General features: G+C 63.4%; 23 protein-coding genes and 1 pseudogene. 17 read left to right on the forward strand and 7 right to left on the reverse strand.

Features of this window, described 5'->3' with window-relative positions; translation table 11 throughout:
• The first annotated feature begins 67 nt into the window (after window positions 1–67).
• From AC2FMN_RS13310 to AC2FMN_RS13320, 3 genes are all read left to right on the forward strand, one after another.
• Window positions 68–1,105, forward strand: a complete 1,038-nt coding sequence (locus tag AC2FMN_RS13310) for a quaternary amine ABC transporter ATP-binding protein (RefSeq protein ID WP_496679427.1) — start codon at window positions 68–70, stop codon at window positions 1,103–1,105.
• On the forward strand, window positions 1,098–2,687 hold the full coding sequence (locus tag AC2FMN_RS13315) for an ABC transporter permease (RefSeq protein WP_496679425.1): 1,590 nt from the start codon (window positions 1,098–1,100) through the stop codon (window positions 2,685–2,687). The genes AC2FMN_RS13310 and AC2FMN_RS13315 overlap by 8 nt, the downstream gene beginning before the upstream one ends.
• Before the next feature lie 61 nt (window positions 2,688–2,748).
• Window positions 2,749–3,729 (forward strand): arginase family protein, encoded by a 981-nt coding sequence (locus AC2FMN_RS13320; RefSeq protein WP_496688707.1) that lies wholly within the window; start codon window positions 2,749–2,751, stop codon window positions 3,727–3,729.
• Here the strand turns inward: AC2FMN_RS13320 and AC2FMN_RS13325 are convergent.
• Both AC2FMN_RS13325 and AC2FMN_RS13330 read right to left on the reverse strand, forming a co-directional pair.
• Window positions 3,726–4,694 (reverse strand): agmatinase, encoded by a 969-nt coding sequence (locus AC2FMN_RS13325; protein WP_496688709.1) that lies wholly within the window; start codon window positions 4,692–4,694, stop codon window positions 3,726–3,728. The two genes, AC2FMN_RS13320 and AC2FMN_RS13325, sit on opposite strands and share 4 nt — an antisense overlap.
• A gap of 83 nt (window positions 4,695–4,777) precedes the next feature.
• Window positions 4,778–6,295: pseudogene (locus tag AC2FMN_RS13330) on the reverse strand (trimethylamine methyltransferase family protein).
• Between the two features lie 185 nt (window positions 6,296–6,480).
• Here AC2FMN_RS13330 and AC2FMN_RS13335 point away from each other — a divergent pair.
• Complete coding sequence (locus tag AC2FMN_RS13335; protein WP_496688711.1) at window positions 6,481–8,916, forward strand: GcvT family protein; 2,436 nt, start codon at window positions 6,481–6,483, stop codon at window positions 8,914–8,916.
• Between the two features lie 90 nt (window positions 8,917–9,006).
• Complete coding sequence (locus AC2FMN_RS13340) at window positions 9,007–9,978, forward strand: LysR family transcriptional regulator (RefSeq protein ID WP_496679415.1); 972 nt, start codon at window positions 9,007–9,009, stop codon at window positions 9,976–9,978.
• Between the two features lie 14 nt (window positions 9,979–9,992).
• On the opposite strand, the gene AC2FMN_RS13345 is transcribed toward AC2FMN_RS13340, so the two are convergent.
• Window positions 9,993–11,018, reverse strand: a complete 1,026-nt coding sequence (locus AC2FMN_RS13345; protein ID WP_496688713.1) for a LacI family DNA-binding transcriptional regulator — start codon at window positions 11,016–11,018, stop codon at window positions 9,993–9,995.
• A gap of 135 nt (window positions 11,019–11,153) precedes the next feature.
• Between AC2FMN_RS13345 and AC2FMN_RS13350 the strand changes: the two genes are divergently transcribed.
• The 11 genes from AC2FMN_RS13350 (at window position 11,154) to AC2FMN_RS13400 (ending at window position 20,160) form a co-directional block, all read left to right on the forward strand.
• The gene (locus tag AC2FMN_RS13350) at window positions 11,154–11,336 is read left to right on the forward strand and encodes a hypothetical protein (RefSeq protein ID WP_170365134.1); all 183 of its coding nucleotides are present in this window, start codon (window positions 11,154–11,156) and stop codon (window positions 11,334–11,336) included.
• Window positions 11,337–11,360: 24 nt separating this feature from the next.
• Complete coding sequence (locus tag AC2FMN_RS13355; RefSeq protein ID WP_496679410.1) at window positions 11,361–12,506, forward strand: TRAP transporter substrate-binding protein; 1,146 nt, start codon at window positions 11,361–11,363, stop codon at window positions 12,504–12,506.
• A gap of 98 nt (window positions 12,507–12,604) precedes the next feature.
• The gene (locus AC2FMN_RS13360) at window positions 12,605–13,117 is read left to right on the forward strand and encodes a TRAP transporter small permease (RefSeq protein WP_496679409.1); all 513 of its coding nucleotides are present in this window, start codon (window positions 12,605–12,607) and stop codon (window positions 13,115–13,117) included.
• Window positions 13,118–13,128: 11 nt separating this feature from the next.
• Complete coding sequence (locus tag AC2FMN_RS13365; protein WP_496679407.1) at window positions 13,129–14,457, forward strand: TRAP transporter large permease; 1,329 nt, start codon at window positions 13,129–13,131, stop codon at window positions 14,455–14,457.
• A 12-nt stretch (window positions 14,458–14,469) separates the two neighbouring features.
• On the forward strand, window positions 14,470–15,777 hold the full coding sequence (gene hisD, locus AC2FMN_RS13370; RefSeq protein ID WP_496688714.1) for a histidinol dehydrogenase: 1,308 nt from the start codon (window positions 14,470–14,472) through the stop codon (window positions 15,775–15,777).
• A complete protein-coding gene (locus AC2FMN_RS13375) occupies window positions 15,770–16,531 on the forward strand; it encodes an SDR family NAD(P)-dependent oxidoreductase (RefSeq protein ID WP_496688716.1) in 762 nt (253 codons plus the stop codon). Before hisD ends, AC2FMN_RS13375 begins: the two co-directional genes overlap by 8 nt.
• Window positions 16,528–17,508: a zinc-dependent alcohol dehydrogenase gene (locus AC2FMN_RS13380; protein WP_496688718.1), complete on the forward strand. Its 981-nt coding sequence runs from the start codon at window positions 16,528–16,530 to the stop codon at window positions 17,506–17,508. The genes AC2FMN_RS13375 and AC2FMN_RS13380 overlap by 4 nt, the downstream gene beginning before the upstream one ends.
• A 22-nt stretch (window positions 17,509–17,530) precedes the next feature.
• Window positions 17,531–17,941 (forward strand): universal stress protein, encoded by a 411-nt coding sequence (locus tag AC2FMN_RS13385; protein WP_149776325.1) that lies wholly within the window; start codon window positions 17,531–17,533, stop codon window positions 17,939–17,941.
• A gap of 49 nt (window positions 17,942–17,990) precedes the next feature.
• Window positions 17,991–18,497, forward strand: a complete 507-nt coding sequence (gene comD / locus AC2FMN_RS13390; RefSeq protein WP_496679396.1) for a sulfopyruvate decarboxylase subunit alpha — start codon at window positions 17,991–17,993, stop codon at window positions 18,495–18,497.
• Window positions 18,494–19,048 carry a sulfopyruvate decarboxylase subunit beta gene (comE, locus tag AC2FMN_RS13395; protein WP_005981189.1) on the forward strand — a complete coding sequence of 185 codons (555 nt, stop codon included), beginning with the start codon at window positions 18,494–18,496 and terminating at the stop codon, window positions 19,046–19,048. The genes comD and comE overlap by 4 nt, the downstream gene beginning before the upstream one ends.
• Window positions 19,048–20,160: an alpha-hydroxy acid oxidase gene (locus AC2FMN_RS13400; RefSeq protein ID WP_496688720.1), complete on the forward strand. Its 1,113-nt coding sequence runs from the start codon at window positions 19,048–19,050 to the stop codon at window positions 20,158–20,160. The genes comE and AC2FMN_RS13400 overlap by 1 nt, the downstream gene beginning before the upstream one ends.
• Before the next feature lie 42 nt (window positions 20,161–20,202).
• Here AC2FMN_RS13400 and AC2FMN_RS13405 read toward each other — a convergent pair whose 3' ends face one another.
• Window positions 20,203–21,594 (reverse strand): aminotransferase family protein, encoded by a 1,392-nt coding sequence (locus tag AC2FMN_RS13405; RefSeq protein WP_496688722.1) that lies wholly within the window; start codon window positions 21,592–21,594, stop codon window positions 20,203–20,205.
• A gap of 222 nt (window positions 21,595–21,816) precedes the next feature.
• Between AC2FMN_RS13405 and AC2FMN_RS13410 the strand changes: the two genes are divergently transcribed.
• A complete protein-coding gene (locus tag AC2FMN_RS13410) occupies window positions 21,817–23,445 on the forward strand; it encodes an acyl-CoA synthetase (protein ID WP_496688724.1) in 1,629 nt (542 codons plus the stop codon).
• On the opposite strand, the gene AC2FMN_RS13415 is transcribed toward AC2FMN_RS13410, so the two are convergent.
• From AC2FMN_RS13415 to AC2FMN_RS13425, 3 genes are all read right to left on the reverse strand, one after another.
• Window positions 23,442–23,783, reverse strand: coding sequence for a DOPA 4,5-dioxygenase family protein (locus tag AC2FMN_RS13415; protein WP_496688726.1), 342 nt, complete (start codon window positions 23,781–23,783; stop codon window positions 23,442–23,444). The genes AC2FMN_RS13410 and AC2FMN_RS13415 overlap by 4 nt on opposite strands.
• 90 nt (window positions 23,784–23,873) lie before the next feature.
• On the reverse strand, window positions 23,874–24,512 hold the full coding sequence (maiA, locus tag AC2FMN_RS13420; protein ID WP_496688728.1) for a maleylacetoacetate isomerase: 639 nt from the start codon (window positions 24,510–24,512) through the stop codon (window positions 23,874–23,876).
• On the reverse strand, window positions 24,509–24,700 hold the full coding sequence (locus tag AC2FMN_RS13425) for a DUF2783 domain-containing protein (protein ID WP_149776332.1): 192 nt from the start codon (window positions 24,698–24,700) through the stop codon (window positions 24,509–24,511). Before AC2FMN_RS13425 ends, maiA begins: the two co-directional genes overlap by 4 nt.
• Window position 24,701: the final 1 nt, after the last annotated feature.

Below are 24,701 nucleotides of genomic sequence, written 5' to 3' on the forward strand. Positions count from 1 at the left end.
CCGTCGCGACTGATCGCGGCGGCCCTTTGCCTGTTTGCCGGGATGCAACCCCGTAGATGAGGGGCAAATGGACGAACCTGTCGTAAAACTAGAAAATGTCTGGAAAATTTTCGGCGCACGGGCCGAAGAAGCCATGGCCGCAGTCCGAAATGAAGGTATTGGAAAACCTGAAGTTCTTGAAAGATTCAATTGCGTGGTCGGCGTTCAAGGCGCCACGTTCGAAGTGCCACGTGGCGAGATTTTTTGCATCATGGGCCTGTCGGGTTCGGGCAAATCGACCCTTGTGCGCCATGTCAATCGCCTGATCGAGCCCACGGCCGGAAAGATCGAGATCATGGGGCAGGACGTATCCAAGATCTCCGAGTCCGAACTGCGCCGCATCCGCGCCCAGCAGATCGGGATGGTGTTCCAGCACATGGCGCTGATGCCGCACCGCTCGGTGCGCGACAACGTGGCCTATCCGCTGGAGATCCGCAAAGTCTCGAAATCCAAGCGTTGGGCAGTGTCCGATCACGCGCTGGGCCTGGTGGATCTGACCGGCTATGAGGACCGGCTGCCGAAGGAACTGTCGGGCGGGATGCAGCAGCGCGTAGGCATTGCGCGCGCGCTGGCCTCGGACCCGGAAATCCTGCTGATGGACGAACCGTTCTCGGCACTGGACCCGCTGATCAGGTTGCAGTTGCAGGACCAGTTCAAGGCTCTGGTTGCACAGCTGAAAAAGACCACGCTGTTCATCACCCATGACCTGGACGAGGCGATCCGTATCGGTCATCGCATCGCCATCATGAAGGACGGTGTGATCGTCCAGATCGGCACGCCCGAGGACATCGTGATGAACCCGGCCGATGACTATGTGCGCGAGTTCGTGCAGGGCATATCCAAGCTCAAACTGGTCAAGGCGCATTCGATCATGGAGTCGTTGGACAGTTACTCCGGCCCGCTGGATGGCGCGCCGCGCGCGGATGAGGGCGCAGACCTCGACCAACTGATCGATCTGGCCGTGAACACCGAGCTTCCGGTGGTGATCACCGACGGCGGTCAGGATGTGGGCGTCGTGACCAAACCACGCCTGCTGCGCGGAATTCAGGGGGGCAAAAATGACTGATGCAACCACGGAATTGAAAGTCACGGCCGCCTCCGACATCGAGGTGGACCGCGAGGCGCTGGATCGGTCGATCCACGAATTCGCAGGCCCTAATGGTGACTACTACGTCAAAGCCTTTCACAAGATCCATGATGCGACCAGTCCGATCCCGAACACGTTCAACTTGTGGGCGGCGGTGCTGGGGCCGTTCTGGTCCGCCTCGCGGGCGATCTGGGGGATGTTCTGGACCTTCCTGATCCTTGAGATCATCGCTTGGGTGCAGATCGGTCGCGGCGCTTGGGGCAACCCGGGGGCAGATCTGGCCGAACGCGCGGCCCGTCAGCAGGAACGCGCAAACGAGTTGCTGGCTCGCGCGGCGGATGCAACCGAGAAGGCAGACATCGACCGATTCAACAAACTGGCCGCAAATATCCAGAAAGCGGCGGACAGCAGCCTTGAGAAAGCGCAACTGGCGCAGTCCGAAGCCTTGGGGATCATGGTCACCGGTCTTCTGATGCTGCTGGTTTTCAAGCTGGTGCAGGGGTTCTACGCTGACCGGGTGTACGAAAAACAGTATTCGAACTGGCGGATCGACCCCGAAAGCACCGAAAGCGGCCGCTCGACCCGGAACACGGTTCTAGGCGCGGTTTTGGTGGCAGCGATCGGTCCGCTGATCGTGTACAAATTCACTGTGAACGCATCGCTGCCTCTGTTGGACGCTTTCCCTGAAAAGGCAGTGTCGGAAATGATCCTCGGGCCTGATCAGGGCACGCTGTTCTCGGCCCTGGCCAGTTGGATGGAGGCCCGGATCGACGCTGCAGCTGCCGCAGGCGGAGACATTTTCGACGGGATCGTTGCCGGTGTACGCTCGGTTCTGGACGGGTTGACGGTGGCCCTGATCGGGTCGCCCTGGCCGGTGGTCATGCTGGTGATCTGCGTGACCGCGTGGCGCGCGGCGGGACCGCGCGTGGCGATCTTCACTGCCGCGTCGTTGGCCTATATCGCGCTGCTGGGCTATTGGGACGTGGCGATGGAGACGGTGGCTTTGGTGGGCGCGGCCGTGCTGCTGTGCGTCACCTTCGGTATTCCGCTGGGCATCTGGTTCGGCAAATCAAAACGCGCCTATCGCGCGGCCGAGCCGGTGCTGGACCTGATGCAGACCCTGCCGGCCTTCGTGTATCTGATCCCGATCATCGCCTTCTTTGGCACCGGTAACCCGCCGGGTATCCTGGCTACGATCATCTTTGGTATGCCGCCGGTGATCCGCCTGACGGCGCTGGGCATGCGCGGGGTGCCTGAAAGCATCAAAGAGGCCGCCGTGGCCTTTGGTGCCTCGAAATGGCAGTTGCTGAAGGACGTGGAAATCCCGCTGGCGCTGCCGTCGATCATGACCGGCGTGAACCAGACCATCCTGATGTGTCTGTCGATGGTCGTGATCATCTCGCTGATCGGCGGCGGGGGGCTGGGCAAGGAAATCCTTGAGGCGCTGCAATACGCGGCCAAGGGCCCGGGCCTGCTGGGCGGTTTTGCGATCCTGTTCCTGGCCATGGTCATGGACCGCATCGTTCAGGGCGCCTTCCGACGCGAAGACGAAAAGATCTGACGCGACAGCCGCCTCCCGGGTCACCCGTGGGGGCGGTTTCATTTCAGGGCGGGGAGACACGATGGCGGACCGCTACGAACAATCCATGATGGACAACCTGTACTGGTGGGGCGTGCCCACCCTGTTCCGGTGCCCCCATGTGGGGCCGCAGGATCAGGATATCGCCCTTGTGGGCGTGCCGCATTCTGCCGGCAACGGCACCACCGAGCGCGACCAGCATCTGGGCCCGCGTGCACTGCGTCATGTCTCGGCCGTGCAGCGCCGGGTGCATTCGTTGTTCCAGATCGATCCGTGGTCAAGCGCGCGCACTGCCGATGTGGGCGACGTGCCGTTCCCGCGCGCCAACGACAACGAGGACTGCATCGAGCGCATCACCGCCTTCTACCGTGACATCGACGCCGCCGGGGCGCGGCCCGTTTCGGTGGGCGGCGATCACTCGATTACGGGTGGGATCGTACAGGCGCTGGGCCGAGGCAAACTGGCGGGCGGGCAACCAGTCAGCTTTCTGCATCTGGACGCGCATACGGATGTGTTCACCAAAGTCGATCATTTCCTGGGGGCCAAGAAGTCGGCTGCGCATTGGGGAGCTTACCTGGCCGATCAGGGGCAGGTGGACCCGACCCGGTCGATGCAGATCGGATTGCGGGGGCATCCGCGCAGCCTGGACTGGCTGCAGCCTTCATATGACTATGGCTACAACATCGTCACCATGCGCGAGTTCCGCCAGCGTGGCTTGGCCGATGTGGTGGCCCAAACGCGCGAGGTTCTGGGCGACCGGCCGGTTTACATTACCTTCGATCTCGACTGCCTGGATCCGACCATCGCGCCGGGGGTGTCGAACCTGGAACCCGGCGAAAAGGGTTTTGACATCGACGAGGCCGTGGGCATCCTGCATGCCGCGCGGGGGCTCAACATCGTCGGCGGCGATGTGGTCTGCATGATGCCGACCAAGGATAGCCCCAACAACATCACCGCGCTGACGGCGGCTGCGGTGATGTTCGAGATGATCTCGATGATCGCCGAGAATGTCGCCCGGGCCTAGCGCCGCGCGTCGATCGCCTGGGCCAGCACGCACAGCAGTTCGAACATCAGCGAAATGCCCAGCCATGCGGTGCCGCCCGATGGGTCGAAGGGCGGCGAGACCTCGACCAGATCCGCGCCCACAAGGTTCATCCCTTCCAGCTTGCGGATGACCTGCTGGGCCTGAAAGCTGTTGGGGCCGCCGATCTCTGGTGTGCCGGTGCCGGGGGCATGGGTGGGGTCCACGAAATCGATGTCATAGGTGCAATAGCAGGGCGCGTCGCCGACGATGGAGCGGACCTCGGTCATGACATCGTCGATGCCGCGGTCGAACAGCTCTTCGATGCGGATGATGCGGATGCCCTGCGCCTCGCCCCATTCGATATCCTCGGTGTTGTAGGCGGTGCCGCGAATGCCCACCTGCACGAAGCGTTCGGGATCGACCAGCCCTTCCTCGACTGCGCGGCGGAACGGGGTGCCGTGGGTATATTTATGCCCGCCGAAATAGCTGTCGAAGAGGTCGGTATGGCTGTCGAACTGGATCAGTCCCAGCGGGCCCTCGCTGGCCAGCGCCCGCAGGACGGGCAGGGTGGTGAGGTGATCACCGCCCGCCGTCAGGGGTACTATGCCGCGCAGCATCAGGTCGGTGTAGAAGCGGGTGATGCGGTCCAACGTATCCTCGATATCCACTGGGTTGGGGGGCACGTCGCCCAGGTCGGCACAGTTGACCAGTTCGAACGGGGCAACCCCGGTCACCGGGTTCATGGCGCGGATCATGGTGGACTGGTCGCGTAACTGCCGTGGCCCGTGTCGTGCGCCGGGCCGGTTGGTGGTGCCCCCGTCCCAGGGGATGCCGACCAGCCCAAGCTCGACCAGATCCATCCGGTCGTCGTCCGGGGTCAGGGCCGGCAGGCGCATGAAAGTGGGGACACCGGCAAAGCGCGCCAGCTCCATCGCCGAGACGGGTTGAAAGAACGCATTTGCCATGGGGCCCCCTGTGTCGTCGTTTGCCCGAGCCTAGCGGCAAGCCCGCGCCAAAAACACCCGGTCCGCGACACAACGGCGTCGGATCAGGACAGAATCCGGAAATTGGTTCGGATCTCGGCCTCCTGTTCGGGGCTGAGGTATTGCGGGTGATGCGTGCGCAGGATTTCACGCGCGCGGTCGCGGGCGTTGGACCAGGCATCGCGTGCGCCGCTGTCCTGCCAGCTGCGCGGCTCGGCCCGATCGGCAAGAGCGGGGTAGAAATAGTCGCGCTCCATCGCTGCATGGGTGTGGGCACTGCCCAGGAAATGGCCCTCGCCCAGAACCGACTGGCAGATCGCGTCAAAGCCCAGGTTTTCTTCGGTCACCTCGATCCCGCGCAGGGCGCGATAGGTGTGCGAATGCATCTCGTCATCCAGCACGAACCCCTCGAAGCTGACCCCCAGCAGCGAGGCCGTCATGCCCGAGCTTTCGTAGATCAAATTGCCGCCGGCCAGTGCTGCGGCCAGCGAGGTGATGCCTTTTTCGGCGCCGTATTGCGCGTCGATGGCCTTGGCATCGGTCATCGAACAGGCCACGCCCGAGGGCAGCCCCAGCCAGTTGGTGATCTGGGCCGAGGCCGCGTTCAACACGGCGGTTTCGCCACTGCCGCCCGAAAAAGCGCCGGTGCGCAGATCGATGATGAACGGTCAGTTCGAAAACACCATGGGAAAGCCCGGCCGGATCGCGTTGACCATGACCAGGCTGGCCAGGGTTTCGGCCAGCGACTGGGCCAGAAACCCGGCCATGGTGGCGGGCGCGGTCGCCCCGGCCTGGGCTGCTGTGATGCAGGACATGGGGATGTTGTGCGCGATGCATTCATAGACCACGTCCACCGCATCTTCGCCGTACCGCAAGGGCGAGATCACCGGGCTGATATGCGCCTTCAGAAACGGGCGTTCCGCAAAGGCGTCTTGGCTTCCGGCGGCGATGTCTAGCATCCGCATGATTGGCGCGACATGTTCGGCCAGCGTGAACGAGGTCGCTACCGGTTTGGTGGTATTCCGGATCAGCGCATAGGCGGTATTCACGTCCAGATCGAAATTGTCCGGCACGTCGGTGGCGACACAGCATCGGGTGAACCAGCTGACATTGGCCAGCGTGTCCTGAAGGCGGGTGAAATCATGCAGGTCGGCCAGGGTCGACGGGCGATAAAGCCCGCTGTCCAGGTCCAGCGTCTGGACCGCCGCTCCGCCGGTGCCGAAATGCACGCGGTCGCCGCCCACCTTGATCGACCGGGCCGGGTCGCGCCCGTGCAGGGTAAAGCGTTTGGCGGCCTGTCGGACCGCGCCTTCGACCATCGTGCGAGGAAAGACCAGCCGTCCCGGCGGGCCTGGCCGCGCACCTGCGGCGATCAGGTCTTGTGCCAGGCGGTCGGGCACCTCGCCCATGCCCAGCGTTTCCAGCAGGCGCAGGGCGGTGTCGTGGATCGCCGCGATCTCGGGCAAGGTCAGGGGTTTGTACTGCCCGCCGATCTGGCCGGGCGCGCAGGGGTCAAAGGCCGGTTTGGCCGCCCGTTGCGCCAGCCTGGCGCGCCGCCCGCCGCGTTTGCCCTGTTCTGGCATCTCCGAAGGCTCCTGATCCGATCCTGCCCTGCAGATTACGCGGCAACGCGGGGTGCGGCCAAAGCGGAAATGCCGTTTTGAGAAATCTCAATCCCCGTTTCGATTTTTCGGAACCGGTGACTGCGCCATTGCCCGCCCGCCGCGCCGTTCGGCAGGGTTTGGGGAACGTCAGAAGGAGCACACCCATGAAATCGCGCACGAAGGTCGTGGTGATCGGCGGCGGAATCGCCGGTTGTTCAACCCTGTATCACCTGACGCAAGAAGGCTGCAGCGACGTGGTTCTGGTGGAGCGAAACGAGCTGACATCCGGCACCACATGGCATTCGGCGGCACAGGTGACGAATTTCGGAATGAACCAGACGATGGTGGGGCTCAAGTCGCATTCGATCCGCCTGTACAAGGAACTGGCCGAGGACCCGGACTACCCGATCAACTACCACCATGGCGACGGCGGCATCCGGTTGGCCAATACCGAGGCGCAGATGCAGGGCTATCGCCATTTCGCTTCGATGGCGCGGGGGATGGACGTGCATTTCGAGGTGATCGACGCGCAGGAATGCGCCCGTCGCCACCCGCTCATTTCCACCGACAATCTGCTGGGCGGGTTGTGGGATCCGCTGGACGGGGACATCGACCCCGCCCAGCTGTGTCAGGCGCTGGCGCGGCGGGCGCGCAAGGCCGGGGCCGAAGTCTATCGCAACACGCCAGTCACGGCCCTGACCCAGCACAAAGACGACACCTGGACCGTTCATACCGAGCACGGCGACATCGACTGCGACATCGTGGTGAATGCCTGTGGCTACCGCGTGAACGAGGTGGGCGCGATGATGGGCGTGCACCATCCCGTGGCCTCGATGGAGCACCAGTATTTCCTGACCGAGGAAATCCCCGCGATCCGCAATGCCGGCCACCGTATGCCGCTCCTGCGCTGCCCGATCAGCGATTATTACTGCCGGCAGGAAAAGAACGGGCTGCTGTTGGGGTTCTACGAACAGGACTGCAAGACCTGGGGCATGGACGGGATCGACCCGAACTTCGTCAACGCGCTGTGCCCGGACGATCTGGACCGGGTTACCGATGTGCTGGAAGGCGCGTTTGCCCGCATGCCCGCCCTGATGGAGGCGGGGATCCACACGGTCGTCAACGGCCCGATCACCTACACGATCGACGGCGCTCCCCTAGTGGGACCGATCCCCGGCAAGCGTAACGCATTCTGCATCATCGGCCTGCGGGCCGGGCTGGGCGAGGGGGGCGGCCACGGCTGGCTGCTGGCCCAGCAGATCGTGCATGGCGAGGCCTGTTATGACACTTGGTGCCTCGACCCGCGCCGGTTCGCCGGGCACGCCAATGTCGAGCTGACCGCGCTGAAGGCGATCGAGGACTACCAGAACGAATTCCGCTTTCACTTTCCGCACGAACACCGTCCCGCCGGGCGGCCCGCCAAGACAACGCCGTTGACCCCGGTTCTGGCCGCCGAGGGCGCGGCGTTTGCCGTGGTGAATGGTTGGGAGCGAGTCGAGTACATCAAGCCCACGCCCGATTTCACGCCGACGCTCAGTTTCGATTTTGACGAAACATTCGACGTGATCGCCGCCGAGGTCGCCAATGTGCAGCAGAATGTCGGGCTGGCCGAGGTCAACGGGTTCAACCGGATCGAGATTACCGGTGCCGACCGGCATGCGTTCCTCGACCGGATGATCTGCGGCGCGCTGCCCCGTCGACCAGGGCGGGTGGGATTGGCCTATCTTCTGAACCACAAGGGCATGGTCAAGGCCGAGGCGACCATTGCCAATCTGCCCGCCAGCGACCGGGGGCCGGATCGCGTCTGGTACGGCTCGGCCGCCGCGGCCGAACTGCATGACATGGATTGGCTGTCCCGACACATCGAAGCTGGCGAGGACGTGCACCTGCGTAGCCTGACCAACGACCAGACCATCCTGGTTCTGGCCGGACCACGGGCGCGTGACGTGCTGTCGGCCTGTTCGCGCGGGGATTGGTCGCGGGACGCCTTCCCGTGGCTCAGCGTTCGCGAGTGCTTTGTCGGGATCGCGCCCGCCACCGTGATGGGCGTCAGTTTTTCGGGTGAGCTGGCCTATGAGATCCATGTACCCAACGCCTCGCTCTACGCGGCCTATCTTGCGCTGCGACAGGCCGGACAGGCCTTTGGCCTGCAATTGTTTGGCGCGCGGGCGGTCGAGTCGATGCGGATGGAGAAGACTTTCCTGCATTGGAAGGCGGATCTGATCACGGAGTTCGACCCGTTTGAAACCGGGCTGAACCGCTTTGTCCGGCTGGACAAGCCGGAGTTCATCGGGCGCGCGGCGCTGATCGAACGGCAGGCCAACGGGCCGTCGCGCAAGTTGGTTGCGCTGCAAGTGCAGGCCACGCACGCGCCCGCGCATCCCGGCGCGTCGCTGATGGCCGGGGATCGGGTGGTTGGAACGGTGACCTCGGGCGACTGGGGGCATCGCACCGGGCTGAACCTGGCACATGCCTTTGTCGAGCCGCACCTGTCCACCGAAGGCAGCGAGATGATGCTGGACCTGTGTGGTGACAGGGTTCCGGCGCGGGTGATCCCTGCCTGTCCCTACGATCCCGACTTCACCCACATGCGCAGCTAAAGCGGGTGGCCAACATTCACCATTGCCCGAAAGCCAAAACTCTGTTTCGCTAGTTTCGAGGAAATCGAAATTGCAGGAGGGTTTTGCCCTGTGTCCAAACCGCTGAGCCTGCGTTGGCTGGAGGTGTTTCGCCTGGTAGCCAAGTCTGGGTCGATTCAACAGGTGGCCTCGGAAACTGGCCTGTCGATCAGCACCGTGTCCAACCATCTGCGCAGTCTCGAAGACGCTTTGGGCGTCGGCCTCGTCGATCACGGTCGCCGTCCGATGAGCCTGACACCGGCTGGCGAGGTATTTTCGCGTTATGTACGGGATGGCCTGACCGTGTTGAAGCGGGGCGAGGCCGAGATCCGGTCTGGCAACTGGCGCCACGCCACCGATCTGCGGCTGGCCCTGGTGGATGATTTCGACAACCAGATTGCGCCCGAACTGATCCGGTTCCTGGCCCATGCGCTGCCGCGGTGCAATTTCCGGCATTTCACACGGCCCAGCCACGAGATCATCGAGAAATTGCAGGAACACAAGCTGGACGCAGGTGTGGCGACCCGACCGCCGGGCGGCACGCAGGGGCTGATCGAGTACCCACTTCTGCGTGATCCGTTCATCGTGATCGTGCCCGAGAAGTTCAAGGGAGACATTCAGGACCTGTTCTCGCCCCATTCCGACTTGCCGCTGCTGCGGTATTCGCGTGACTACACGATCGGCAAGCAGATCGAGATCCAGCTGACGCGCAACAAGTACAACCTGCCCAACCGGTTCGAGTTGGAATGCAACCAGTCGATCATGGGGCTGGTGGCAGAAGGTAGCGGATGGGCGATCACCACCGCTGGATGCTTCCACCGGGCGCATCGCTATCATGACTCGGTCCGGGCAACGCCTTTTCCGGGTCGAAACTTTGTCAGGATCGTTTCCCTGTTCACGACCGAGGTCTATCCGGACACCACCTCAAAACTGATCCACAAGGCCCTCAGCAGCTTGATCCGGCAGTATTTTACCGAGCCGATGTGCAAACGGCATTTGTGGCTGAAGGGTGATTTCCGGACGATGGAAGACCAGGCCGCCTGATCCAGTCACACGGATCACACCGAGTTGGCAGGACCCAGGGACTGCCGTTTGACGATATGCGTGTAGAGGTGTTCACCGGCAGCGGGGGCCCTTTTTTCAACCATTTCGATCAATGCCTTGGCGGCCTTTCCACCCATTTGCCGATGCGGCACATGCACGGTCGTCAGCGCCGGGCGCAGGATCCGGGCCAGTTCGATGTCATCGAACCCGGTGATCGAGACATCCTGCGGCACTTTCAGCCCCATATCCTGAGCCCTGAGCATGGCGCCAGCGGCCAGAACATCGTTGCCGCACATGACAGCAGTCGGTGGCATGTCTTGCGACATGAGATCCGCGAACGCTTCGGCGCCGTTTTCGATCTCGTACGGGGTCTCGATGACCTGAAGCACCTGCGGGTCAAGCCCGTGCTGCCGAACAGCGTCGCGCACCCCGTCCAGTCGAAGGCGCGCGCGGTCGTTGCCGTGAGTGATGCCGGATATCACCGCAAGCCGAATGTGCCCGAGGTCGAGGACCCTTTTCGCCAGCTCGTACATGGCCGCCCGGTTGTCGAAACCGATGGAGGGCAGACGCCCGTCCGGGGAAAACGACCACGCAACCAGCGCCGGAATATCGCGGCGTTGAAGGAATTCGTAAATGTGCGGCGCCCGGTCGTGACCGATCAGCAGCAGGCCATCGGCGCCGCGGGCGACCAGAGTTCGGATCTGCTCTTCTTCGGTTGCCGGTTTGTAGGCCGAACTTGACACCAGAAGCGTGTATCCATGTTGGTGCAGCTCTTCCTGAAAGGCCTGCAGACCGCGCGCAAAGATGGCGTTTTCCATCGTCGGGATGATCGCGCCGATGGTAAACGTGCGCTTGGCTGCCATGACCCGAGCCGCGAAATTCGGTGTATAGCCCAGGGCCTCGATCGCCGACTGCACGCGTTTGCGGGTCGCTTCGACCACCCTGTCCGGGGTGTTGATGCAACGCGAAACCGTAGCCGTGGAAACGCCCGCCTTTCTGGCAACGTCATCCAATGTCGGGGCGGCTTTCTGCTTTGGCATTTCCGAACCTGATCTTCGTTTTATTCAATTCTATCCGGTTCCATTTGGGGTTGAAAGTCGAAATGTAAACGCTTGCATTTTTCATGTAAGCGCTTACAAATGTAGCCAGAGCCGATTCCATTCAAGGTCCCGAACATGTTTCTTGCCGCATCCGCCATCGTCTTCGTCGTCTATTTCGCGAACGTAGCGCTGGGTGCGTTTGCAGGCCGCGCGTTTCTTGGGGATGTGGGTGAGATGTTGGTTCTGTTCGCGGCGTCGATCCTGTTCGTTGTCGCAATTCTGAAAAAAGAGGCCGAACGCGAGGAGAACGGCGGCTGAATTTTTCCAATGGGAGGGCAATCAATGAACAAAGATCAACTGGAACTGGCGTCAGCTGAACGCCGCAATTTCCTGAAACTCAGTGCCAGTGGCGCGTTCACGGCCGCACTGGTGGCGGGCGCAAGCGGCGTGTTGTGGTCATCCGAGGCTGCGGCGCAGACCGCGAAGGAGGAAAAGGAGCGCGAACAAGCTGCCGAGCATGTGATGACGGTGGCCACGGCCTATGTTTTGGGCGCCTCGCGCAGCTATCCGATCATGCAGCTGGATCTAAAGGAGAACATCCAGAACGCAACCAACGGCAAAGTCTATGTCAAGCTGGCCCCGGGCGGGCAGCTGGGCGCGGGCGGCGCGTTGGTGCAGAAGGTGCAGGGCGGAACCATCCAGGCCGCGCAGCATTCGCTGTCGAACTTCGCACCCTTCGCTTCGACCGTGGACCTGATCAACATGCCGTATCTGTGCGGCTCGAATCAGCGGTTCACCAATCTGGTGCATTCCGACACCTGGAAGAACGAAGTGCACCCCAAGGTCGAGGCCGCAGGCTTCAAAGCGCTGTTCTATGTCGTGATCGACCCGCGCGTTGTGGCTGTACGCCAGGGCGGAAATGCCATCATTACCCCCTCGGACATGAGCGGCGTGAAATTCCGCGTGCCCGGGTCCAAGATGCTGCAGCAGTATTATCGCATGGTCGGTGCCAACCCGACGCCCGTTGCCTGGGGTGAGACCCCCTCGGCCATCAAGCAGGGTGTGGCGGATGCGCTCGACCCGTCGGTCGGTGCGCTCTATGTGTTTGGCTTCAAGGACATTCTGTCTCACGTCACCTTCACCCAGGCGGTGCCGGACAGCCAGGTCTATTCCTGCAACCTGGAATGGTTCAACTCGATGCCGGCCGATGTGCAAGAGGGCATCATGTGGGGCTCGGAGATGACCAGCCATCAGAACCTTGCCAAGGTCCCCTCGGCCCGCGCCTATGCCATGGCCGAGCTGAACAAGGCCGGGGTCGAGTTCCATTCTTTGACCGACGATCAACTGGCCGAGTGGCAGGAGGCCGGCGGTTATCAGCGGTCGGAATGGGACCCCTTCAAGACCGAGTTGGCCGGATCGATGGACGCCTTCGAAAAGCTGGTCGAAGCGGCCGGCACCCAAGGCAAATACTACGTCCACGACGCCTGATACGGACCGGGTGGGCGCCGGACGTGCGCCCGCCTTTTTTCCAGACCTGCACGGCCTGATCCTTCAGGCCCATCCCCCCAGCCTTGCCGAGGGAAGCGATGTCGTTACTCAAAACCATAGACCGCAACGCCGAACGCTGGCTGCTGCTGGTGTTCTACGTAATGCTCGTCATCACGATGGCGATCGAGGTGCTGCGGCGCGAGATCTTCGCCTATTCCTCGATCTGGGGCGAGGAGATCGTCCGCTATTCCTTCATCTACCTGGCCTGGGTCGGCGCTGCGGCGGCGGTCAAGGAACGCGCCCATATCCGGATCGACGTGATCATGCATTACCTCGGCCCGCGGCCCAAGGCGGTGCTGTATATCTTCGGTGATCTGGTGATGTTCGCGGTGGCGGTCATCGCGCTCTACTGGTCCTACGAGGCGGTGCATGTCTCGGCCAAGTTCGGCTCGGTCACTGACGGGCTGCGGGTGTCGAAGGTTTGGTTCCTAATGGCGGTGCCTATGGGCTTTGCCCTGATGATCTGGCGCCTGATCCAATCGTTGATGAACGACATCAAAAGCCTTCGTGACGGCACGCCCGTCTTTGAAGGCGATAAGCTGTTTGACTGAGGAGAAACCGGATGCTGTGGAGTTCTCTCAACCAAACAGTCGAACTGGGCTGGGATTTCTACCTGCCCGTGATCCTGTTCGTCGGCCTGATCGCGCTGGCGGTTCCGGTCTGGGCCGCGATCGGCTCGGCCGCGATCGTGATGCTGATCATGTCGGGCGACCTGCCGCTGAGCCTTGTGGGCGAAAGCCTGTTCACGGGCATCGACGCCTTTGCCCTGACTGCGGTGCCGCTGTTCATCCTGACCGGTGACGTGCTGGTGCGCACTGGGCTGTCTCGCAAGTTTCTGGACGTGGCCGAGGCGCTGACCTGTTTTGCCAAGGGCGGGTTCGGTTCGGCCACGGTTCTGGTCTGCGGCATGTTCGCAGCCATTTCGGGGTCTGACGCGGCGGGGGCGGCGGCAGTGGGTCGGATGACGATCAACCGACTGGTCGAAAGCGGCTATCCGCGCCCCTATGCCTGTGCGCTGGTGGCGGCGGGGGCCTGTACCGGGATCCTGATCCCGCCCTCGATCGCCTATATCATCATCGGGCTCGTGCTGGGCATCTCGGCCTCGACCCTGTTCCTGGCCGCCCTGATCCCGGGGCTGGCGATCCTGATCTCGATCCTCGTGACCAACATCATCATGAACCGTCTCTATGGCTATGAGGGCGGCGGCATGATGACCATGGGCGAATGGCTGGCCAATCTGGGCAAGGCGCTGAAATCGGGCTGGTATGCCTTCATCGTGCCGGGCATCATCTTCTATGGCATCTTCTCGGGTCGCCTGACCCCGACCGAGGCGGGCGCGACTGCCGTTGTCGTCACCATCATCATGGGGTTCATCCTGCGGACGCTGACGCTGGCGGACTTCCCGTCGATGCTGGTCAGCTCGGCCAAGGTGAACGGGGTGATCCTGCCGATCATCGCTTTCTCGGCCCCGCTCGCCGAGGCGTTGGCGATCATGGGCGTGCCGCAGGGCTTCGTGGCCTCGGTGACCTCGCTGACCGAGGATCCCTTCCTGCTGATCCTGCTGATGATCGGCATTCTGATCGCGGCCGGCTGCGTCATGGAGACGACACCGAATATCGTCATCCTTGCCCCGATCCTGAAACCGCTGGCGGACAATATCGGCATGAACGAGATCCAGTTCTGCATCATGATGATCACCGCACTGGGCGTTGGCTTCATCACGCCGCCGCTGGGGCTGAACCTGTTCGTGGTGTCGGGGATCACGGGTGAATCCATCCTCAAGATCGCAGCCCGCGCCGTGCCCTTCGTGCTGACCATGCTGATCGTCGTCATCCTGATCGCCTACGTTCCGGCGCTGTCGACCACTTTGCTTCCTGAAATCTACCAATAGGATCTTCTGAACATGTCGCGTGAATACCTCAAGAAGGCCACCCTGACCGCACAATCCCACGCGTCCGAGGTGCATGACACGGTCAAGACCATCCTGGCCGACATCGAGGCCGGCGGAGACGCCAAGGCGCTGGAATACGCGGCCAAATTCGACAAGTTCGAGGGCAACGTGCTGATGACACCCGAGGAAATCGAAGCCGCCTGCGCCCGGGTGCCGGAAAAGCTCAAGGCCGATATCCGCTTTGCCCAGGACAACGTGCGCCGCTTTGCCGAGGCGCAGAAGGCCACCGTGTCGGATGTGCAGCTGGAAATCGTGCCGGGCTTTATCGCGGGTCAAAAGGCCATCCCGGTCGATGCGGCGGGCTGCTATGTGCCCGGCGGGCGGTATAGCCACATCGCCAGCGCCATCATGACCGTGACCACCGCCAAAGTGGCGGGGTGCCGTCACATCACCGCCTGTTCGCCGCCCCGCCCGGGTGAGGGCGTGGCCCCGGCGATCGTCTACGCTGCCCATATCAGCGGCGCTGACAGCATCCTGGCCATGGGGGGCGTGCAAGGTGTGGCCGCCATGACCTATGGCCTGTTCGGGCTGCCGCGCGCCAACATCCTTGTGGGGCCGGGCAACCAGTTCGTGGCCGAGGCCAAGCGCATTCTGTACGGCAAGGTCGGCATCGACATGATCGCCGGCCCGACCGACAGCCTGATCCTGGCGGATGCCACGGCCGATCCCTTCGTCGTGGCCACCGACCTGGTCAGCCAGGCCGAGCATGGCTACAACTCGCCCGTCTGGCTGGTGACCGATGACCGCGATCTGGCGACCCGGGTGATGGATCTGGTTCCGACCCTGATCGCCGATCTGCCCGAGCTGAACCGCGACAACGCTGCCGCCGCCTGGCGCGACTATGCCGAGGTGATCCTGTGCGCGGACCGCGAAGAGATGGCCGCGTGTTCAGACGACTACGCCCCCGAGCATCTGACCGTGCAGGCCGCGGATCTGGATTGGTGGCTGGATCGCCTGACCTGCTATGGCTCGTTGTTCCTGGGCGAAGAAACGACCGTGTCCTATGGCGACAAGGCCACCGGTACGAACCACGTCCTGCCCACCTCGGGCGCGGCCAGCTATACCGGTGGGCTGAGCGTGCACAAATACATGAAAATCGTCACCTGGCAGCGGGCCACGCGCGAGGGCTCGAAACCCATCGCCGAGGCGACCGCGCGGATCTCGCGGCTGGAAGGGATGGAGGGCCACGCCCGCGCCGCCGATGTGCGTCTGGCCAAGTATTTCCCGGACGAAAACTTTGACCTGACCGCAGATGAATGACCCCCGCGACCTGTTCGATCTGACCGGCCGGGTGGCCTGCGTCACGGGCGCCAGTTCGGGTCTGGGCCGGCGCGTTGCGCAGGTGCTGGCGGCTGCGGGCGCGCGGGTGGTGGGCGTTGCCCGCCGGGCCGAGGCACTGGCCGAGTTGCAGGCCGAGATCGGTTCAAGCGCTGCGGTGGTCGCAGGTGACGTAGCCGACCGAAGTGGCTTGCCATCGTTGGTCGAACAAATCTCGGCCCCGTTCGGCGCGCCGGATATCGTGGTTCATGCCGCCGGGGTGAACACGCGACAGGCCGCTGATGATGTCACGCCGGAAGGCTGGGACGCGACGCTGGGCCTGAACCTCGGTGCCCCGTTCTTCCTCAGCCAGGCCATGGTGCCTGCGATGAAGGCGCGCGGTTGGGGTCGGATCGTGAATTTCGCCTCGCTGCAGACGACGCGGGCTTTTCCCGGCGGGATCGCCTACGGGGCCAGCAAGGGCGGGATCGCCCAGCTGACCCGCGCCATGGCCGAAGCCTGGTCGCCGCACGGGATCACCGCCAACGCCATCGGCCCGGGCTTCTTTCCGACCGAGCTGACGAAGGCGGTGTTCGATGACACCGCCCGCGCGGCCCGCAACGCGGCGCAGACCTGCATCGGTCGCAATGGCCGCATGGACGACATCGACGGGCCGATCCTTTTTCTGTGCGCGCAGGCATCTGACTATGTCACCGGGCAGATCCTGATGGTTGACGGGGGGTTCACGGCGAAATGAAGGCTCTGGTCTATGAAGGCGTCGAACACCTGGCCTACCGTGACGTACCGGACGCTGCGCCGCAACCCGGCGAGCAACTGATCCGGGTCGAGGCCGTCGGGATCTGCGGGTCCGACATGCATGCATATCTGGGCCATGATGCGCGCCGCCCGGCGCCCTTGATCCTGGGGCACGAGGCGGCGGGAACAGTGATCGGCGGTCCCAAGGCCGGAACGCGGGTCACGATCAATCCGCTGGTGACATGCGGGCAGTGTCCGGCCTGCCAAGCGGGACGAGAAAACCTGTGCCCCGACCGTCAGATCATCTCGATGCCCCCGCGCGAAGGCGCCTTTGCCCAATATGTTTCGATGCCTTGGGGCAACCTGGTCGAGGTGCCGGATCACGTTCCCTTTGCCAAGGCCGCCCTGGCCGAGCCGCTGGCCGTCAGCTGGCACGCCGCACGCCTCGCGCTCGAGGCGCTGCACCCGGCAATGGAGCGTCGTGCGCTGGTGATCGGGGGTGGGGCGATTGGCCTTGCGGCGGCGCTGGCTTTGCGAGCGATGAATGTCGTGGATGTGACCGTGGTCGAACCCAACGACCTGCGGCGGACGTTCTTGCAAGGGCTGGATTGCGCCAATGTCGTACCCGAAGCGCAAGGCGATTTCCCGATCGTGGTCGACGCCGTGGGCTTTGCCGCCACCCGTGCGGTGGCATCGGAACGGGCCCGACCCGGCGGGGTGATCGCGCATGTGGGCCTGGGCGAGGACACCGGTGGGCTGGACGTGCGGCGCATGACCCTGCAAGAGATCACCTTCATCGGAACCTACACCTATACCGCGCAGGATTTCCGTCAGACCGCCCAGGCCATTTTTGACGGCGCGCTGGGTCCTCTGGACTGGATCGAAGAACGCGATCTGGCCGATGGCGCCCGGGCCTTTGCCCAGCTACGCTCGGGCGAGGTCGCGGTTCCGAAAATCGTGCTGTCCCCGTGGGCCTGACCGCCCGGAACTGGAGGTAACCATGTATAAAAAAATTCTTGTCCCCATGGCGCTTGATCACGGCATTTCGCCGCAAACGCTCGAGATCGCCCGTGCCTTGGGCGGCGGATCCGCCGAGATCGTGGCTCTGCATGTCTATGAGATGCCTCAGGGCTCGGTCAGCGTCTATCTGGACAAGGATGCCGTGGCCGAAGGCTTTGCCCGGGCCCGCGAAGTCCTGATGGAAAAGCTGAAAGGCCTGCCGGATGTAAAGCCCGAACTGGTCAAGGGCCACACCGCGCGCACGATCATCGACTATGCCAATGACCACGGGTTCGATTGCGTCGTCATCGGCTCGCACCGGCCCGGCCTGACCGACTATTTCCTTGGCTCCACCGCGTCGCGCGTGGTGCGGCATGCAAAATGTGCCGTCCACGTCCACCGCAGGGCCTGACCCGTCCATCGCGCCCTCGGCGCCCCAACCCAGGAACAGAAGATTGGACATGAACATAGACAAGAAGATCACCGAAGATCTGGTGGCCAACGACATCTCGTTCGTCACCACGGTGCCGTGCAAGCAACTGGCCGGCGTCATCGCCGAGATCGACGCCCATGACGCCATCTACCACATCCCCTCGAACAAAGAGGACGAGGGCATGGGCCTGTGCGCCGGGGCCTGGATGGGCGGCAAGCGACCCGCGATCATCATGCAGAACACCGCGATCGGGGTCACGATCAACACGTTGGCGACGCTGATCCAGTATTACCGGATGCCGCTGCCGATGCTGATCTCGTATCGGGGCGAACTGCGCGAGCCCATCGCCTGCCAGGTCGAGATGGCCGTTCACACCAAGGCCCTGCTGGCGCAGATGCACATCCCGACCTACCATTTCCACCATCAGGAAGACGTGGCCGAGCTGGATGCGATCCTGAAATACACCTTCATGTGCAACAAGCCCGTCGCGATCCTGACCGACGCCAATTTCTGGGGAGGCTATGGCGACCAATGATCCGTTCTGAAATCCTGAAGGAAATCGCCCCGATCCTACGTGACCAACTAGTCGTGTGCAACATCGGCATCCCCAGCCAGGAACTGCATGCCATCGACGATCAGCCCACCAATTTCTACATGCTGGGCACGATGGGGTTGGCCTCGAGCATCGGTCTGGGGCTGGCGCTGGCCCAGCCAAAACCGGTGATCGTCATCGACGGCGACGGCTCGATCCTGACCAATCTGGGGACCCTGCCGACTATCGCCAACAACGTGGCCGACAACTATATCCTGCTGATCATCGACAACGGCTCCTACGGCTCGACCGGTGATCAGCCGACCTATGCGGGGCAGAAGACCTCGCTGGCCAAGATGGCCGAAGCGGCGGGCTGCGAGCGCGTGATCGAATGCCAGGCCGAAGAGACCGGCCGCGTGCTGCAAGAGGCGCTGGACGCCCGCCAGATGACCATCATCGTCAGCAAATGTGAAAGCGGAAACGCCAAGATGCCGCCGATCACGATGGACCCGGTCGTCATCCGCGACCGCTTCATGAAGGCCGTTCAGGCCTGATGGGCGCAAGCGCCATCCACAGCGCCGAAGATGCCCGCCGGTTGGCCCGGCGGCGTCTGCCGTGGATGGTGTTCGACTATATCGACGGGGCCGCCGGGTCCGAGGCCGGCGCCCGGCGCACCCGAGCGGCGCTGGACGCGATGACCTTGCGGCCCCGGATCCTGCGCGATGTCAGTACCCGGTCTCTGGCGACCCGCGTGTTCGGGCAACCGGCCGAAAGGCCCTTCGGCATTGCGCCCATGGGCATGTGCAACCTGTCCGCACCGGGCGCCGACCTGATGCTGGCGCGGCTGGCGGCGCAATACCGGGTGCCGTTGGGCGTTTCCACGGTGGCCTCGACACCGATGGAGGTGCTGATCGAAGAGGCCCGGGGCCATGCCTGGTTTCAGCTGTATTTCAGCGGCGATGGCAGCGGCACGTTCAAGCTGGTCGATCGGGCAAAGGCCGCGGGCTACAAGACCCTTATCCTGACGGTTGACGTGCCCGAAGTCGGCCGCCGCCCGCGCGAACTGCGCCACGGCTTCCGCATGCCGTTCCGGATCGGGCCACGGCAGTTTCTGGATTTTGCGCTGCATCCGCGCTGGTCGATCTCGACCCTGCTGCAGGGCAAGCCGCAGATGGCGAATTTCCTGATGGAGGGGTTCGCGTTCGACCGCACCGAAAGCCGTGCAAAGGCCGATTGGGACACGCTGGCGCGGTTGCGGGACCGGTGGCCGGGCAAGCTGGTGGTCAAGGGCGTACTGGATGTCGAAGACGCGGTTGCGCTGAAGGCTGCCGGTGTCGACGCCATTCAGGTCTCGAGCCACGGCGCCCGTCAGTTGGAGAGCGCGCCCGCGCCGATCTCGGTCCTGCCGCAGATCCGGGCGGCGGTCGGCGAAGACTATCCGCTGTTCTACGACAGCGGCCTGCGGTCGGGTGAAGATGCGCTCAAGGCGCTGATGGCTGGTGCCGATTTCCTGTTCTTTGGGCGTGTCCTGCAATTCGCCATCGCGGCGGGCGGCGAGGCCGCCCTGCACCGTTTGTGGGAGGTACTGTCCGAGGAGATGGACATCGCCATGGCCCAGATCGGCGTCACCTCGCTGCGCGGGGTTCGAGGTGGCCGGGGCGAGTGAAAGACCGGCGCGCCGAACGCGCCGGTCGGCCGTCAAACGCCGTCAGCCGAACACGCGGCCCAACGCGCCATCCACGGCGTCGGTGATCTGGTCAATGTCGTCTGCCGTTGCGATCAGCGCGGGCGAGAAGCACAGCGTGTTGTTCTTGCCCGGCACCGAGCGGTTGGTGACGCCGATGATCACGCCCTGCGCCATGCAGTCGGCCACGACCGCCTGGGCCAGTTTCTCGTTCACCGGTTCCTTGGTCGCACGATCCGCCACCAGTTCGGCCCCCAGGAACAGGCCCTTGCCGCGCACGTCGCCGATGACCTTGTGCTTGTCCATCAGCGCCCGCAGGTTGCCCATCATGCGATCCCCCATCGCGGCGCAGTTGGCCAGCAGGTTCTCGTCTTCGATGATGCGCATGTTCTCGATCGCCGCCGCCGGCCCTGCGGTGCAGCCGCCAAAGGTCGAGATGTCGCGGAAGTAGTTCATCGGATCGTCGGCATTGTCCTTGAACATGTCAAAGACTTCTTCGGTGGTCACCATGCAGGCAATCGCCGCATAGCCCGAGGCCACGCCTTTGGCCATGGTCACGAAATCGGGTTTCACGCCATATTGCTGGTACCCAAACCAGGTGCCGGTGCGGCCCACGCCGCAGACGACCTCGTCGATATGCAGCAGGATGTCGTATTTCTTGCAGATCTCCTGCACGCGCTGCCAATAGCCCTCGGGCGCTTCGATCACGCCGCCGCCGGCGGTTACCGGCTCAAGGCACAGCGCGCCCACGGTGTCGGGGCCTTCGCGCAGGATTACGGCTTCGATCTGATCGGCGGCCCATTCGCCAAAGTTCTCGTCAGGTGCGCCGTCCAGTTCGTGCTTGCGGTATTCCATGCAGTGCGGAACGCGTACGAAATCTGGCGCGAAGGGGCCGTATTGCGCATTGCGCTCGTCCTGGCCGCCCGCCGACATCGCGGCCAAGGTCGAGCCGTGATAGTCGCGGTCGCGATACAGGATCTTGGTCTTCTTGCCGCCGTATTTCTTGTGGGCGATCTGACGGACCATCTTGAACGCCTTCTCGTTCGCCTCGCTGCCCGAGTTCGTGTAGTAGACCCGGCTCATGCCCGGCATCTTCTCGATCAGCTTTTCGGCAAAGATCGCGCCAGGGATCGAGCCCGCCGACTGGGCGAAATAGCACAGCTTCATCAACTGGTCGTAGACGGCCTTGCAGATGGATTCGCGGCCATAGCCCACATTCACCGTCCAGACGCCGCCCGAGACGGCATCCAGGTGTTCCTTGCCCTTTTGATCCCAGACGCGCATGCCCTTGCCTTCGACGATAATGCGCGGATCGTTCGTCTCAAACGGCTTGTGCTGGATCAGGTGGTGCCAGATATGGGCGCGGTCGGCCTCGACCACGCGGGAAAGATCGTTTTCGTTGAACGTGCCGTCCATGACATGTCCTTTCACTAAGATGCGACGCGCAGGAATCACGAGACCCGGCGGGCGCGGATGAACCAGATACCGCAGATCAGCCCGAAAGCCCGGTACGCAGTAGGGCCAGATTACCCGATCGCGTAGCTCCAGTATATTCGCCGCACGTAGTTTTACGGGTTTGTTTTGCGGCAACCTTTGTGCTCAATACGAAAAATCCGACGATTTGGGGAGGAGAGGCGGATGGCGACCCACAACATCTATCAGCGCGATCTGGACAAGTGCCCGGCCAATTTCACGGCCCTGTCCCCGCTCAGCTATATCGAGCGGACGGCAGCCGTTTACCCTGACTATCCGGCCGTGGTTTATGGCGACCGACGCTACAGCTGGGCGCAGACCTATGCGCGTTGCCGCCGGTTGGCCAGCGCGCTGGCCGCGCGTGGGGTGGGCACGGGCGATACGGTATCGATCATCGCCGCCAACATCCCCGAGATGTACGAGGCCCATTTCGGCGTGCCAATGGCAGGCGCGGTGTTGAACGCGATCAACACAAGGCTCGATGCCCCGATCATCGCCTTCATCCTGAACCACGCCGAATCCAAGGTGCTGCTGGTCGATCCCGAATTCTCGGGCGTGGTGAAGCAGGCGCTGGAGCAGTTTGATCACGACATTCTGGTCATCGACATCGAGGATCCGAGTTTCGATGGTGGTGAAAAACTGGGCGCGCTGACGTATGACGCCCTGCTGGCCGAGGGCGACCCGGAATTCGACTGGTCGCTGCCGCAGGACGAGTGGGACGCCATCACGCTGAACTACACCTCTGGCACCACCGGCAACCCCAAGGGCGTGGTCTATCACCACCGCGGCGCGGCGCTGAACGCCACGTCGAACATCCTGACATGGGGTATGCCGCAGCATTCGGTCTATCTGTGGACGCTACCGATGTTTCACTGCAACGGCTGGTGTTTCCCCTGGACCATGGCCGCGAATGCGGGCACGTCCGTGTGCCTGCGCGCTGTGCGGGACGAGCCGATCTACAAGGCCTTCCGGGACGAGAAGGTCACCCATTTCTGCGGCGCGCCGATCGTGCTGAACATGCTGGCCAACGCGCCCGATCACCTCAAGGACTTCGATCATGAGATCAAGGTGATGACCGCAGGCGCCCCGCCCCCCGCCGCGGTGATCGCCGCGATGGAGGGGATGGGCATCGAGGTCACCCATGTCTATGGCCTGACCGAAACCTACGGCCCGTCGGTCGTCTGCGCGTGGAAGGACGAATGGAATGACAAGCCCGCCGAAGAACGGGCCGAGCTCAAGGTGCGGCAGGGGGTGAAATACGTCGCCCTGTCCGGGCTGATGGTGGCCGATCCGGAAACGCTCGAACCGGTGCCGGCCGATGGCGAGACCTTGGGCGAGATCTTCATGCAGGGCAACATCGTGATGAAAGGATATCTCAAGAACCCCGAGGCCACGCAGAAAGCGTTCCGCGGCGGCTGGTTCGCCTCGGGCGATCTGGGGGTAATGCATCCCGACGGCTATATCGCGCTGAAGGATCGGTCAAAGGACATCATCATTTCGGGGGGCGAAAACATCTCGTCGGTCGAGGTCGAGGATATCCTCTACAAGCACCCCGCGGTGATGGAGGCCGCCGTGGTCGCCAAACCGGACGAGAAATGGGGCGAGACGCCTTGCGCCTTTGTCGAACTGAAGCCGGGCGCCGAGGCGACCGAGGCCGATCTGATCGCGTTCTGCCGCGACCACATGGCCCATTTCAAAGCGCCCAAGACGGTGATGTTCGGGCCGCTGCCCAAGACATCGACGGGCAAGATCCAGAAATTCAAGCTCAGGGAACAGGCGCGGGCGCTGGGCTAGGCGCCCAGCCGGTCAAAGATCGACAGGTTCAGGTCCAGCATCTCGCCCATCCAGATCGCCCGATCGCGGTGGTCGGGCAGGTGTTCGCCGGTTTCGGGGTGGGTGAACACGGTCAGCCCCTGCCGGTTCAGCATCAGCCATGGGATCACCTTATCGAAGCAATCGGCGGCAAAGCTCAACTGGCAGCTCCAGCGCGGGTGGGGGCCGACATTGCGGCTGTGCATGTGGCCCATCTGGGCGGGGAACAGGCGTGCAGCCTCCTCGCAGACACGGCGGGCGGTGTCCTGCGTTTCGGCGTCGAAATAGATATGGGCGTGATAGCCGGTGATCTGTGGCATCGGGGGTCTCGTGCGGTGATTTCCGGCACAAGGCTAGGCCCGATCGGCGCCGGTGCACAGACGCATCGGCACACAGACCCTGTGCGCGGCTCAGCCTGGCGCGTGGGCGTCCGGGTGGGCCGCTGCAAAGGCGGGGTGGTCGGCACAGGCTGCCTCGACCGCCAGAATGCGCGGCATGTCCGACAGATCGACCTGCCAGCGCCGGGCGTTGTACATCTGCGGGATCAGACACAGATCGGCCAGCCCGGGCGCCGGTCCCGTGCAATAGGGGGCTTGTTCGAACCCTTCCAGCATCGCCTCAAAGGCCATCAGGCCGGGGCGGATGAAATGGCGCATCCAGTCGCCGGGCATGTCGCCCCGTCCGCCGCTCAACTGCGTCGCGTGGCGGGCGACCTTCAGGTTGCAGACCGGGTGCAGATCCACCGCAATGGCATGGGCCAGCGCCTGCGCCTTGGCCCGCGCGACCGGTTCGTCCGGCAGCAGGTTCAGGGTCCGCGTCCGGTCGAGATAGTCCAGAATGGCCAGCGACTGGGTCAGCTGCACGCCGTCGATTTCGAGCACCGGCACAAAGCCCTGCGGGTTTCGGGCCAGATGCGCGGGCGCGGTCTGCTCGCCCTTGACCAGATCGACGGTCTGCGCGCGATAGGCGATCCCGGCCAGGTTCAACGCGATGCGCACCCGGTAGCTGGCCGAGGACCGCCAGTAGTCATACAGGACGACGTCACTCATCGGGCTTTGGCCGCGTCGATTGCCTGTTTCAGGATGGTCCGGTCACCGATGTGATTGGCCAGCACCAGCACCAGCCGCGCATTCAGCGCATCGCTTTCGGCCTTGTCCAGACCGTCGTGCGCGGCCAGCAGATCGGCATAGAAATCATCCGCGCCGTCGATATTCGGGGTGAGGATCAGTTCATCCATT

Source organism: Ruegeria sp. BHSC037 (assembly GCF_059613045.1).